We start from the raw sequence: 13,791 nt of genomic DNA on the forward strand, positions 1-13,791 counted from the left end.
TCTGAACGCAAACAGCCATTATCGCACCGTCCCGAAAACCCGCCAAACTACAGCCGCATGGGCGGCGATGGCGGGCTTTGGCAGCCTTGACTTACTTCGGCTTGACGGCAGCCACTTCCTTGTCCGCTTGCGTGCGGGTGGCCTTGATCGATTGCGGCATGTATTTCTGCATCAGACCGTTCACCACGTCACGACCGACCTGGTCCTGAACCTGGATGAACTTGCGACCCGTCGGGCTCTTGTAGAACGTCGTCAGGTCCTTGATTTCAGCCGTCGTGTAGTACTTCGCGTACGCGTCGTACTGAGCCTGCATGGCGTCCTGACGGAACGAGTCGGTCGCGAAGACCTGACCGGCGGAGTCCACCAGCTTCGGTACCGTGTCCTTCTGGAGCTGAGGAACGGCAGCTTGCTTCTGCTTGTCGTTCATCGTCTTGTTTTCGCTCAACGCGTCGGACAGGATGGCCGGAACCAGTTGCTTCGACTGCATTTGTGCGCTGTTACCAATGGCGCCGACGAGCTTTTGCGCGTCGATTGCGTCCAGCAGGTCCTTGATCGCAGCTTGCTTCGCCGGATCCGGTGCCGCTGTGGCTGCGTCTGCAGCCGGCGTCGTCGCTTGGCTCTGGAGCGATTGAGCCGATGCGAAAGCCGGTACCAAAGCAGCCAGCAACATCCATTGTTTAAACTGTTTTTGCATCATTACTCCCTTAAAAAATTTTACTTTCATCGCAGCGCGACTCGGCATTTGCTCAAGTCGCGCAGCTTATCCATTCAAGCTTTCAGAAACAGAACAGGCGCGGTGGCGAACACTGGGTCAGGACGTGCTGTCCTCATCGCCTTCCGACGTGTCGTCCGGCGTGTCGCCTGCATCGGTCGAATCATCCGCCGCAGCGCTGGCCGAAGGTTCGCCGGCATCGTTTGCCTCGCCCGCTTCACCTTCCAGATCGGCGTCGAGTTCGACTGCGACTTCCGCCTCGGCGATATGCTGCAAGCCGGACAGCTTGGTGCCGTCGTCAAGACTGATGAGTGTAACACCTTGGGTTGCACGGCCCATTTCACGGATCTCCGACACCCGCGTGCGGATCAGCACGCCGGTATTGGTGATCAGCATGATCTCGCTTTCCGGCTCGACGAGCGTTGCGGCAACCACCTTGCCGTTACGTTCAGACGTCTGGATAGCGATCATTCCCTTCGTGCCACGGCCGTGACGGGTGTATTCGTCGATCGGCGTACGCTTGCCGAAGCCGTTCTCGGTCGCGGTCAGCACCGACTGGTTTTCACCGCCGGCGACCAGCAACGCGATGACCTGCTGCCCTTCTTCCAGTTGCATGCCGCGCACGCCACGGGCTTCGCGGCCCATTGCACGCACGTCGTTTTCGTCGAAACGCACTGCCTTGCCCGAATCCGAGAACAGCATTACGTCATGCTGGCCATCGGTAATCGCCGCGCCGATCAGGAAATCGCCGTCGTCCAGGCCAACCGCAATAATGCCCTTGCGCAGCGGCCGGCTGAAGGCTTCAAGTGGCGTTTTCTTGACCGTACCCAGTGAAGTGGCCATAAAAACGTATTTATCGGCGGAGAATTCCTTGATCGGCAGCACGACGTTGATCTTCTCGCCGTCCTGCAGCGGGAACATGTTCACGATCGGCCGGCCGCGCGAATTGCGCGAGCCCTGCGGTACTTCGTAGACCTTGATCCAGTAAACACGGCCACGGTTCGAGAAACACAGCATGTGGTCGTGCGTATTAGCGATGAAGAGCGTGTCGATCCAGTCGTCTTCCTTCATCTGCGTGGCCTGCTTGCCGCGGCCGCCACGCTTTTGCGCACGATATTCGGACAGCGGCTGCGACTTAACGTAACCGGTGTGCGACATGGTCACGACCATTTCCTGCGGCGTGATCAGGTCTTCGGTATTCAGTTCGGTCGCGTTCAGTTCGATGCGCGAACGGCGGTCGTCGCCGAATTCGGCGCGAATCGACGCCAGTTCATCGACGATGATCGCGCGAATCCGCGCCGGACGCGCCAGGATGTCGAGCAAGTCGGCGATTTGCGCCATCACTTCCTTGTACTCGCCGACAATCTTGTCCTGCTCGAGCCCGGTCAGGCGTTGCAGGCGCATTTGCAGAATTTCCTGCGCCTGGACGTCGGACAGCTTGTACAAGCCATCGGCTTGCATGCCGTACGCGGGATTCAAGCCTTCCGGCCGATACGCCTGGCGCCCGCCCGACTCCTCGGTTTCGGCACGCGACAGCATTTCGCGCACGATTTCCGAGTCCCAGGCGTTGTTCATCAAGTCCTGCTTCGCGATCGGCGGGGTCGGCGCTGCCTTGATGATGCGGATGAATTCGTCGATATTCGCCAGCGCCACCGCCAGCCCTTCCAGCACGTGGCCACGATCCCGCGCCTTGCGCAGTTCGTATACAGTGCGCCGCGTCAGCACTTCCCGCCGATGCGACAGGAAACACTCCAGCATCTGCTTCAGGTTCAGCAAACGCGGCTGGCCGTCGACCAGCGCGACCATGTTGATGCCGAACGTGTCCTGAAGCTGCGTCATCTTGTACAGATTGTTCAGCACCACTTCCGGCACTTCGCCGCGCTTCAGCTCGACCACCACGCGCATGCCGCTCTTGTCGGATTCGTCGCGGATGTCCGAGATGCCTTCGATCTTCTTCTCGTTCACCAGCTCGGCAATGCGCTCGAGCAGCGTGCGCTTGTTCACCTGATACGGGATTTCGTCGACGATGATCGCCATCCGCTGGCCGCGGTCGATCTCTTCGAAGTGCGTGGTCGCGCGCATCACGACGCGTCCGCGACCCGTTCGATAGCCGTCCCGTACGCCCGACACACCATAAATCACGCCGTACGTAGGGAAATCCGGTCCCGGCACGATTTCCATCAGTTCGTCGATGGTCGTGTCGGGGTTATTCAGCAGATGCATGCAGGCATCGACGATTTCGCGCAGGTTATGCGGCGGAATGTTCGTCGCCATGCCGACAGCAATGCCGGCCGAGCCGTTGATCAGAAGATTGGGGATGCGTGCCGGCAACACCAGCGGCTCGCTTTCGCTGCCGTCGTAGTTCGGACCGAAGTCGACCGTTTCCTTGTCGATATCCGCCAGCAGCTCATGGCCGATCTTCGCCATGCGGATTTCGGTGTATCGCATGGCGGCGGCGTTGTCGCCGTCGACCGAACCGAAATTGCCCTGGCCGTCGACCAGCATGTAGCGCAACGAAAACGGCTGCGCCATCCGGACGATGGTGTCGTAGACCGACTGGTCGCCGTGCGGGTGATATTTACCGATGACATCGCCCACGATACGCGCCGACTTCTTATAGGCACGATTCCAGTCGTTATTCAGTTCGTGCATAGAATACAGCGCGCGACGGTGGACTGGCTTGAGGCCGTCGCGGACATCGGGGAGCGCTCGCCCCACGATCACGCTCATCGCGTAATCGAGATATGAGCGGCGCATTTCCTCCTCGAGGGAGATTGGCAGGGTCTCTTTGGCGAATTGATCCATTTATCCGTGTCTTGAACTGTGCGGCGCCGGCGCGGAATAAAAGCCTCTTTTGCGGCGTTTTACCCGGATTCACCGTCGTTTAGCATCGGCATTGCGAAAGCAACGCATCACGCGATTCTAACATGCGCGACATCCGCTCCCGGGACCGCCGCGTATACATAGAGTCGGCATAGAGTCGGAACGCAGCGGATCGGGAAATTCAGGGACATACCAGCGCGACCGTGGCGACGCGGGAATAGCAACGATCCGCGCGGGCCAGTGACCAGCATGACGCGGGCCTGTTGAGCAAACGGTAGCGAAAGCTTACAAATTGCCACATAGAACAAAGTGAAAACGTCAGACTAACCCGCTATCATTCGCCGTCACGGGTTTTGACGCCGCCACTTAACGCGCGAAAAACCGTCGAAAAGAATGTATTGATGTTTTTGGAAAAAGTTCCGGGGTGGCACGCATTGTGCGCAGGTTCGGCACGTATCAAACCCTGCAAATCCTTGCCCCGTCTTGTTGCGCATGCACCACATAAGGTTGCGGGCGTTGGGGGGCCAAGGATATTTTTATCGTTGCAAGGGAACGATATGGCAAAATGCGAACGCACAAAGTTAGACACTGCTCGAAGTCTACACACAGCGTTTTGTTCCGCGGTAATGTTATACTTCGAGCAATGTATGACTTGTCTTCGTCAACAAGGCTCGCAGTAAACCTGCGGTAATCTCAATTTCGAGAGGAGAAATATGAATAAACTTTCAAAGCTCGCGTTCATTGCAGCTACCGCAGTTATGGCTGCATCGGCGATGGCGCAATCGGTCCCGGCTTCGCGCCAGGCTGTGAACGACAACTGGGTGAACGGCACGGGCGAATACGTGTGGATGAACGGCACGAACGAGCTTTGCTGGCGTGACGCGTTCTGGACCCCGGCAACGGCCAACGCAAAGTGCGATGGCGCGCTGGTAGCCCAGGCACCGCAGCCGCCGGTCGCACCGGCACCGGCTCCGGTTATCCAAAGCCAAAAGGTTACGTACCAAGCTGACGCTCTGTTCGACTTCGACAAGGCCATCCTGAAGCCAGGCGGCAAGGAAAAGCTTGACGATCTCGCATCGAAGATTGGCGACCTGAACCTGGAAGTCGTGGTCGCAACGGGTTACACGGACCGCATCGGTTCGGACAAGTACAACGATCGTCTGTCCCTGCGCCGTGCACAAGCTGTCAAGGCATACTTGGTCAGCAAGGGCATCGAAGCCAACCGTATCTATACGGAAGGCAAGGGCAAGCGTAACCCGGTCACCACGGGTTGCAACCAGAAGAACCGCAAGCAACTTATCGCCTGCCTCGCACCGGATCGTCGCGTGGAAGTCGAAGTTGTTGGAACCTCGCGTCAAGCGCAGTAATTCGCGACTGATTGCCGCAGGATCAAAGCCCCGCTTCGGCGGGGCTTTTTTTATGTACCGCGCGTCTTGCTGCACGCCCGGAGCGTCCCCCTGCTCGACCAGCCTGGGCTCGCGCCGCGTTTCACCGGCTCTCGCCACCGCCTATATACTTGGTGCTTGACCGTTCCTGACCTTATGTTTCAAGGCTATCCGCACATGATCAATGCCGATCCCCACGAGCTTCAAAAATTCAGCGAGCTGGCTCATCGTTGGTGGGACCCGAATGCGGAGTTCAAGCCATTGCACGAACTCAATCCGGTGCGGCTCGACTGGATCGACGCGCTTGCGCATCTGCCGGGCAAGCGCGCGCTGGATATCGGTTGCGGCGGCGGCATCCTGTCTGAATCGATGGCCGTGCGAGGCGCCAAGGTGAAAGGCGTGGATTTGTCATCAAGAGCGCTGGGCGTGGCCGACTTGCATAGCCTGGAGAGCGGCGTCGAGGTCGAATACGAAGAGATCGCGGCCGAGGCGCTGGCGGCGCGGGAACCCGGCACCTACGACGTGGTGACCTGCATGGAGATGCTCGAGCACGTGCCGGATCCGGCGGGCATCGTCCAGGCGTGCGCCACGCTCGTCAAACCCGGTGGCTGGGTGTTTTTCTCCACGCTCAACCGCAATGCGAAGGCGTATTTGTTCGCGGTGATCGGCGCGGAGTACATTGCGCGTATGTTGCCGCGCGGCACGCACGATTACGCGCGCTTCATCAAGCCGTCAGAACTTGCGCAGTACGTGCGTTCTGCGCAACTTGATATCGTCGAGATCAAGGGGATTACGTATCGGCCGCTGAGCAAGCGCTTCAGCCTCTCCGATGACTCAAGCATCAACTATCTGATGGCTTGCCGCCGCGTGGCCTGACGGGAACAGACATGAGCGATCGCCCAAGTGATGCCGACCCTACGCCTCCGAGCGTCATCGAACCTGTACGGACTTTCATGAGCGACGACCCGACGCCCTTGCCCCAGCATCAGATCGACAAGACCCGGCTCAAGCTCTGCCACGCGGTTTTGTTTGATCTCGACGGCACCATCGCCGACACCGCGCCCGACCTCGTCGCCGCGGTCAACAAGATGCGGCACGACCGGGGGCTGGAAATGCGGCCGCTCGAGACGTTGCGGCCGTTGGCATCGGCGGGTGCGCGCGGGTTGCTTGCAGGGGCGTTCGAGATCGGGCCGGAGCATCCCGATTACGCGTCCATGCGCGAAGAATTTCTCGCCAACTATGAAGCGGATTTGTGCATTGAGACGACGCTGTTTCCGGGCATCGATGAATTGCTCAATCAGCTCGATGCACGCGGCGTGCGCTGGGGCATCGTGACGAACAAGGCAACGCGGCTGGCCGAGCCGCTGGTGGCGCTGCTTGGACTGGCTGAGCGCGCAGCCTGTCTTGTTTGCGGCGATACCACCCCGCATTCGAAGCCGCATCCGGCGCCGTTGCTGCATGCCGCTGAATTGATGGAAGAGGCGCCTGAGCGTGTGGTGTACGTGGGTGACGACCTGCGCGACGTGCAGGCGGGTTTCGCCGCCGGCATGGTCACCGTGGCGGCGGCCTACGGGTACTGCGGGACGGACCTGCCGCCCACCCGGTGGCATGCTGATCACGTGGTGGAAACGACAATCGAATTGCAGCATCTGCTGCGCGATGTGCAGTGATTGCTCCGATATTCGGGGTAGGCTCACCTGCCAAATCCCCGACGAAACTGTGAGATAATGATCAATGCTTCGGGGGCGACCTGGTTTCGACAGGGGTTGCGAAGCGGCTAGGGCATACCGAGGACCCGTCACCTCGTAAATCAATGGGAAAAACGTAACTGCAAACGACGAAACGTTCGCACTGGCAGCCTAAGGGCCGCCTGCCTCTCCCTAGTTTACTGACGGACTAGAGTCGCAAGACCGGTAGCAATACCGCGAGAGGTCATATACGTCAGATAAGCCTTGTCGGCGTCACGACGCCAAGGTCGAAAATTTAGTGAATCGCCGAAGCGAAGCGTGTTCGTCCGCGTCGCCAGGTTAAATCAAATGATAGAACTAAGTATGTAGAACTGGTCGTAGAGCGCTACTGGACGCGGGTTCGATTCCCGCCGCCTCCACCAATAGCCAATCCGGACAAGTACCGGATCATCTAAAACCCCGCGTGCCATAAGGCTCAGCGGGGTTTTTCATTTCCGAAGTCGTTTATAATTGTCCTGCCGAATCCGGGGGTAGTTGGGGGTACTTCCGGGGGTACCCCATGTGTCGGTTTGGACTTGTACCCCCAGAACAAAAAATTATGAGCAGACGGCACACCGTATGGCACTTACAGATACAGAGATTCGCAAAAGCGCGGCACGCGAAACGCTTTATAAGCTGTTCGATGGGGGCGGTATGTTTTTGGAGGTGCGGCCGAATGGCGCGCGCTATTGGCGGTTGAAGTATCGGTATGCCGGCAAGGAGAAGTTGCTTGCGCTCGGTGTGTATCCCGGGGTAACGCTTAAAGAGGCGCGTGAGAAGCGAGAGGCGGCGAAGAAAAAACTTGCGGCCGGCGTCGACCCCGGCGAAGCACGCAAGGCGGAGAAACGAACACAATTTACGAATGCGGAAAATTCGTTCGAGGCCGTTGCACGCGAATGGCACGCGAAATTTTCGGACAACCTTTCCGAATCGCACGCGATCCGGAATTTGAGGCGCCTGGAAATGCATGTGTTTCCGTACATCGGCAAACGTCCAACGATGGACCTCGACACTCCTTCGATACTCGATGTGCTGCAGCGAATCGAGCGTAAAGGTACGCTTGAAACGGCACATCGCGTACGCTCACTCATCGGGCAGATCATGCGATATGCGGTTGTCACCGCCCGCGCCCTTCGCGATCCCTCAGCTGACCTCCGAGGTGCTATCCCATCGGCACCGACGCGGCACCATGCTGCCATTACCAAACCTGAGCCGCTTGCCGACTTCCTGCGTGAGATCTACGGGTACAGCGGCACACCTACTGTCGGTGCTGCACTAAAGCTCGCACCACTCTTCTTTCAGCGACCAGGTGAGCTGCGACTCGCCGAATGGACCGAATTCGATTTCGAAGGTCGACTTTGGACCGTGCCGGCCAGCCGGATGAAACGGAGGAAAAACGGCAAACAGTTTGGACCGGATCACTTGGTGCCGCTGTCCACCCAAGCCATCGTAATCCTTCAAGACCTCAAGCTTTTGACCGGCCAAGGCCGCTACGTTTTCCCCAGCATGCGAGGGAAAGCCCGTCCCATGAGCGATATGGCAATCGGCGCCGCATTCCGGCGGATGGGAATTGATTCCAGCATCGCTACGCCCCACGGTTGGCGCGCAACGGCTCGCACACTGGCTGTTGAGAAACTTGGAATTCGCGACGAGATAGTCGAGATGCAACTTTCACACGAGGTTCGCGACACCCACGGACGCGCTTACAACCGAACGGAGTGGCTCAACGAGCGCCACGATCTAATGCAGCAGTGGTCTGACTATCTGGACGGATTGCGCATCACTTCGTAGTTAAGAGAGTGCAATGATAGACGAAGTCCTTATGAGAGAAGGCTTCTGCTCGCTGCTTTAGTAAATCTGTAGCACCCAAAATCCCCCAAAACATCAGCGAACAATTATTCCGACCCGATATTGCACACGCTTATTCGGGGGCAATCGTTTAGGGTTGTTCGATTCCTGCCATCGTCCGCAGGAACGACCTGCCCGATTAGTACAGTTTCACCTGCAATCTGAGCCAGACCTACGCGCGTGTGGATCAAGTGGCCGATCCCGATCCCGATCCCGATCCCGATCCCGATCCCGATCCCGATCCCGATCAAACACTGTAAGTCAGTATGCTGTCGAGTAATGGACGCGGCGCAAAATCCTCAGTTTGTAGGGGTCAAGCGAGAAGATACTTGGCGGGCCTCGCCACAAGATTCGAATCTGTAGGAGAAGAAAGTAAACTAAGCGAAAAATTGGAGAGGACGCAGTCTCGAAGGTCGTTGAATCAACAGACCATTCAGCAGCCACTCTGTTTTCTGTTTCCAGGATCCATATAACATTGGATTTTCATAAGCAGGGTTAATCATGCTCGGTATGTCTTTCTCTGACACGCTCACCGTAGCCGGAATCGTGATAAGCGTACTTTTCGGGTTTTGGGGTATCTACCTAGTACTGCGGCGCGCGAGGTATCCGGGCAGTCTGACCTTTGTGCGTGAGCAGTCGCTGGCTCTCCTTGACGACTTCGCTACAAGGATTCCTAATCTTGCCGTGCTCTACAAGGACACGCCGATTAGCAAAAGCGTTGTGCTCTTGAGCGGCTATCTGGCAAACGATGGCAGCGTCGACCTCACACCGGAGATGACCGAGAAGCCGCTCACGTGTACGCTTCCGGGGAGCTGTACTTGGCTGGAGTTCAAACCCACTGGCGAAGCCGAAAATCTTAAAGTGACCGGGGAAATAGTCTCCGATCGCGTACTGGAACTGACGTTTGGACTTTTCCGACGAGACGAGGCGTTTTCATTTCAGGCTCTCGCGTTGCTTGATGACCCGCATTCCAAGATCAAGCCGGCAGCGCTCGCCGAGAAGCTCCACTGGTCACACAGGATCGCGAGTCTCGGAGACGTCAAGACGATTACCCTCCCCCTGCCTGACACAAATTCGCGAACGCAACGCCTTTCAAGAAAAGCCATATCGTTGGTTGCGGCGGCCTTCTATGTATTCCTAGGATTGTCGCAGCTGACTGGGCTAGGACCGCTAGGACGAACGCCGTCGATCACTTACGTCTATGAGCATGACGGAAAGATGTCAAATATCCAATTGACACCAAATCACGATGGCACGACGACAGTAACGGACCTCGATACGAAAGCAGAGCGGGATGTACTGCTCGAGGAGATGGCGAAGGGCGGAAGATTCAAGCCCGTCTACCAGAGTCATCACGCGCCGCAAAAGATGACAACAATTTCGGGCTGGGCGATGGTGCTGATGGCTTTCTTCATGGTGTTCCAAGCATTCAGCAAGGATTACCGACGCTATCGAGTTGGCCGCTTAGTGGCGGCTGCCAAGACCCCCTCCCCTTCATCAACCGAAAACGCCTTAAAAGTCTGATTTTTCTGTGGTAGTTCCGATTACAGATCCGTGACCGAACACCCGGGTCGCTGGTACCAGTTGTCCTACTGGCCGCGACTGTCGGATGACACAGAAAGTGAAAACTGTGCCAAGTAAGCGAAAAACTACTGACACCGTTAGTGAAATAATCCGGGCGGCCGACACTGAAGTGCGAAGATTCGGCCGTCCGTGACGGTCGCAAAGCGGCCATGAACGGACGGTCGACGCCACAGGCTAGATCGTTCAATTGCGGCGCCTGTTCGTCGATAGTCGGGCGCGGAGATATGAGGGAGTGCTACCCACCTCCGCCTCGGTCATTTGTGCGCGGCCGCACAGAGATACGATCATTGCCCGCACGAAAATGAGTCAAGGCCTGCCGCTAACTGTGCCAGCTCGTCGCGTACTCAATTTTTGAAGACGGGTGTTCCACTCTTTCCTAATTGCCGAAAAATAAATTATCCGGCATTAGCTCGTCAAGCGCCCATTTTGCCGGCTCAACTGGAAAGGTCGAGGAAGAAATGACTGAACAGAAAACAGAAAAGAACGAACCGGAATTTAGCGAATTTTCAGATCAATTCATCACCGACTGGAAACGAGCACGAAATCTAATTGAGCACGAGGATGAGCTAATTCATCAGCGGACGACTTGGTTAGCTACTATCAACGCATTTCTGTTTTCGGGCTATTTTCTTGGCCAAAAAGCAGATACCAGTACTAACTTTAAGAGCATTGCTGAACTTCTGCTATGGATTATTCCACTTATTGGGGTATGTATCTCAGCATCAATAATGGTTGGAATTGTCGCTGCAATGCGGCAACTAACAATTGTAAGGAATTGGTGGCAACGGAGAAAGGCAGATGATCCCCGAAATTTCGCGGAGTGCCCTGACGATTGCAACGATCTCAGGCATCCACCAATTGTTGGGTTTCGCGGGAAGCACGCGCTTCCTCATGATCTGATGATTACCAAGGTCTTGCCGGGATTAGTCATCTTGATTTGGGTGATAATTCTCGCATACCTAATTTGGACGTCATTTGCCAACTTACTTATTCCCGCTCGATTTGTGATCGTAGTGGGGATAATCGCGACCATAGCATTTTTGCTCATGGCACTTAAGATATCTGCGCGAAGCTAATCACTCCGACGGGGCATTAGCACCCCGTTGAATAAAGCGTTTCTTACACGATAGCTAGGTTGAGTGAAACGGCTCCTAGCGGTAGAAAAGTCGACTACAGGGCAGACGGACTGATCTGGTCCCGTGATTTCTCCGTCGAGTCATCCAAAATTCCGTAGGCAGTCGTTCGGCGAACGTGGATCGCTTCGTGGCGCGAGCGATTGCGATATTGGCCGTTCAGACGACGTTTGAACCGGCGTGACGACTAGCCCGTCGTCGTACGTTGCAAGCCGCCAGTGAGTGTTGGCGGACCGAAGGATCACTATAACGGGTCGAATGCTGTCGATTGCCGCCAGGTAGTGATCGGCCAAGCACGGACACCGAGACCAGCACAATACATGTCTGCTACTGACAGGAGAGCGGCCTTGTGACAGCCCAACGCACCTAGTAATGGTAGCGCTTTGTCGCACCCAATGTTTGGTTGGGTGTGAGCGCTTCACCAATCGCAACCAACTATGTTGTCCCGTTTGGAAAGTGAAGTCCCGAGCTAACGATTAGACGCTTGGCTTCGCCCCATGCTTTCTCATTCTCCACAATTGATCGAATGAAGTTGGAATGACTTTCTGACGGCAACATTGCACCCTCTAATCGATTGATGGCCTCATCTAGTTTACGCATGCGACGAGTCCGATTTTGAGCGGACTGCGCGGCGCTGAGCTGTGTCAACGCTTCGTTTAAATCGGCTATAAATATACGTATCGTGATTAACAATAAGGCCCGAGGTCTTAGTAGCCGGGCCGAATCTAGCCCACAAACCTCGATAGTCTCGGCCGCTACTTTGTGATTGACTCCGCATATTGGGCGGAGGGAAATATCCTGAAAATAAAAATAGTCGTTCGGATCCTGGTCGTACGGGTTCACGATGGGATAAACCACCGTGTCGTGCGTAGCCTTCAGCTGATTGCACTTACGACAGCAAGGCAGGAAGTTGCCCCAATCAAATGTCAGATCATAGTAGATAGACTTTGGCGCAAAATGCTCCACCTCAATGTTTCCGGACTCTGCTGGCTTGCTTTCACAAAATGCACATTTACCATGGCTGCTTTTTTCAAGCGCATCTTTTATGTTGCTATGACGATAGAAGCAAACGAGCTTCTCTTTTTCATCGGCAGGGATCGCCTTGTATGAACCGTACTTTTCGACGGCCGTGGTGAGATTCGACAACCATTTCGCCTTATTTATAGCCAAAAATTCTGGCTCAGATGGACGATCTAATTTAATCATTTTCAGTCAAAATAAGCGAAGCCAACCTGACATCCAGCACCTTTACAATTACGTCGTCAGGATGAGCTATTGCACGAAGGCGTTCGATGGTCAATCTCAAACCGTCGAGATTCTTTTGTTCTACATAGTCAAATGCCTTTTGTGTCAGGATTTCATATTGCTTGTTGTCGAGACTCCTTACACCCATAACTTCCGTCAGAATTTGATCGGTAGTCCAACCGGAATAACCGTGAGTCGAGGGAGAAATTATGCACTTTCCCCGAACGCTCGCAGGCATTGCAATTACCTCACACTCCCGCGCACTTGCGAGAACGTGTGGCGAGTGCGTTGTAACTATGAATTGCACGTTCGGAAACAATTGGCGTAGACCGTCACGCAACGTGAATTGCCATTCTGGATGAAGATGGATATCGATTTCATCTATGAGCACAGATCCCAGCGCGTTTTCAATCTCCGCTGATTCGCCCTCGCCAGTTCCTTCGGCCCACTCGATTATTCGAGCGACGATGGTTAATACGGCTTGAAAACCGGATGAAAGTTCCTCTAGGTAGCACTCTCTCCCATAAATGGAAAATACTGGCTCCATGTCAGATTTTATCCGTTCAAATCTAAATTCACTATCGAACGGGGCCAAGGCGGGAAGTGCATTTAGAAAATTTTGCCAATTCTTTTTTTGGGTGCCCGCCCAGTCTTTGTCGACGATAAAATATCGATTGATTAACCATTGTTTTACGTTTGAACCGGATCCTTCGAAGACATTGGCGACAGACTCGCTGCGGTATTTTTTTCGCCGTTCGACCAACAGTCCTTCGCGTTGCATACCTTGGGTTGCCATGTAATGTAGTGACCGTTGGGCGCCGAGCAAAAGAGGTGCAAAGTCGGGCGCCTCTTTTTCTGTGTTGATCGAAAGCACATTTTTCCGGCCCTCGGTCTCAGGTAAAACCGCCCACGTCTTCGCACGAGATGTGCGATATCCATGGCCATCGAAAGAGCCTTTTCCTAGACCTACCCTCATTAGGTCGCCCTTATGATTTACGTCGACGAATATCTCACTTGTCTCTGAAACGCGTGAATGCTCTATGGAGGTGTGCGTAAGGCAGTGCGCGATGCTTGCAAGTATCGAGGTTTTACCAGACCCATTAGGCCCGGCAATGAAATTAAAGCCGCTGTTAAATTCCACACGAAGATCGTCGAATTGTCGGAAATCTCGTACTGTGAGCGATTCTATAAATGATCTTTTCATAATCTCACGCTATTTTTGCAAAGTGCCCCGCACGGCCTTTAGTTGTATAGCTGTTCGTGGACGTGAGGCTATGCCAGTCGGACGCAAAATGTCTCACAAAAATGCGCAACTTACCAGCAGACGCTCCGCG

Annotated in this window: 10 protein-coding genes and 1 other RNA gene; 7 read left to right on the forward strand and 4 right to left on the reverse strand. The window is 55.3% G+C overall.

Translation table 11 applies throughout. The features are described 5' to 3' along the window. Positions 1-91 precede the first annotated feature (91 nt). Positions 92-694, reverse strand: a complete 603-nt coding sequence (locus ACSOSP_RS08250; protein WP_089163319.1) for a DUF2059 domain-containing protein — start codon at positions 692-694, stop codon at positions 92-94. A 117-nt stretch (positions 695-811) separates the two neighbouring features. After that, positions 812-3,517 carry a DNA gyrase subunit A gene (gene gyrA / locus ACSOSP_RS08255; protein ID WP_455310539.1) on the reverse strand — a complete coding sequence of 902 codons (2,706 nt, stop codon included), beginning with the start codon at positions 3,515-3,517 and terminating at the stop codon, positions 812-814. Positions 3,518-4,248: 731 nt separating this feature from the next. Here gyrA and ompA point away from each other — a divergent pair. From ompA to ACSOSP_RS08290, 7 genes are all read left to right on the forward strand, one after another. Continuing rightward, positions 4,249-4,902: an outer membrane protein OmpA gene (gene ompA / locus ACSOSP_RS08260; protein ID WP_031361056.1), complete on the forward strand. Its 654-nt coding sequence runs from the start codon at positions 4,249-4,251 to the stop codon at positions 4,900-4,902. Positions 4,903-5,097: 195 nt separating this feature from the next. After that, the gene (gene ubiG / locus ACSOSP_RS08265; protein WP_455310541.1) at positions 5,098-5,796 is read left to right on the forward strand and encodes a bifunctional 2-polyprenyl-6-hydroxyphenol methylase/3-demethylubiquinol 3-O-methyltransferase UbiG; all 699 of its coding nucleotides are present in this window, start codon (positions 5,098-5,100) and stop codon (positions 5,794-5,796) included. 77 nt (positions 5,797-5,873) lie between these two features. After that, a complete protein-coding gene (gene gph, locus ACSOSP_RS08270) occupies positions 5,874-6,590 on the forward strand; it encodes a phosphoglycolate phosphatase (protein WP_455310893.1) in 717 nt (238 codons plus the stop codon). Between the two features lie 71 nt (positions 6,591-6,661). After that, positions 6,662-7,030: a transfer-messenger RNA gene (ssrA, locus tag ACSOSP_RS08275) on the forward strand. A gap of 196 nt (positions 7,031-7,226) precedes the next feature. Then, positions 7,227-8,438 (forward strand): tyrosine-type recombinase/integrase, encoded by a 1,212-nt coding sequence (locus tag ACSOSP_RS08280; protein ID WP_455310542.1) that lies wholly within the window; start codon positions 7,227-7,229, stop codon positions 8,436-8,438. A 558-nt stretch (positions 8,439-8,996) separates the two neighbouring features. After that, positions 8,997-10,019, forward strand: coding sequence for a hypothetical protein (locus ACSOSP_RS08285; RefSeq protein WP_455310543.1), 1,023 nt, complete (start codon positions 8,997-8,999; stop codon positions 10,017-10,019). A 518-nt stretch (positions 10,020-10,537) separates the two neighbouring features. Further along, positions 10,538-11,155, forward strand: coding sequence for a hypothetical protein (locus ACSOSP_RS08290; protein ID WP_455310544.1), 618 nt, complete (start codon positions 10,538-10,540; stop codon positions 11,153-11,155). Between the two features lie 492 nt (positions 11,156-11,647). Here the strand turns inward: ACSOSP_RS08290 and ACSOSP_RS08295 are convergent, their stop codons facing one another. Then, the gene (locus ACSOSP_RS08295; protein ID WP_455310546.1) at positions 11,648-12,418 is read right to left on the reverse strand and encodes a retron system putative HNH endonuclease; all 771 of its coding nucleotides are present in this window, start codon (positions 12,416-12,418) and stop codon (positions 11,648-11,650) included. Beyond that, complete coding sequence (locus ACSOSP_RS08300; protein WP_455310547.1) at positions 12,411-13,661, reverse strand: AAA family ATPase; 1,251 nt, start codon at positions 13,659-13,661, stop codon at positions 12,411-12,413. Before ACSOSP_RS08300 ends, ACSOSP_RS08295 begins: the two co-directional genes overlap by 8 nt. Positions 13,662-13,791 lie beyond the last annotated feature (130 nt).

Source organism: Caballeronia sp. KNU42, assembly GCF_053760385.1.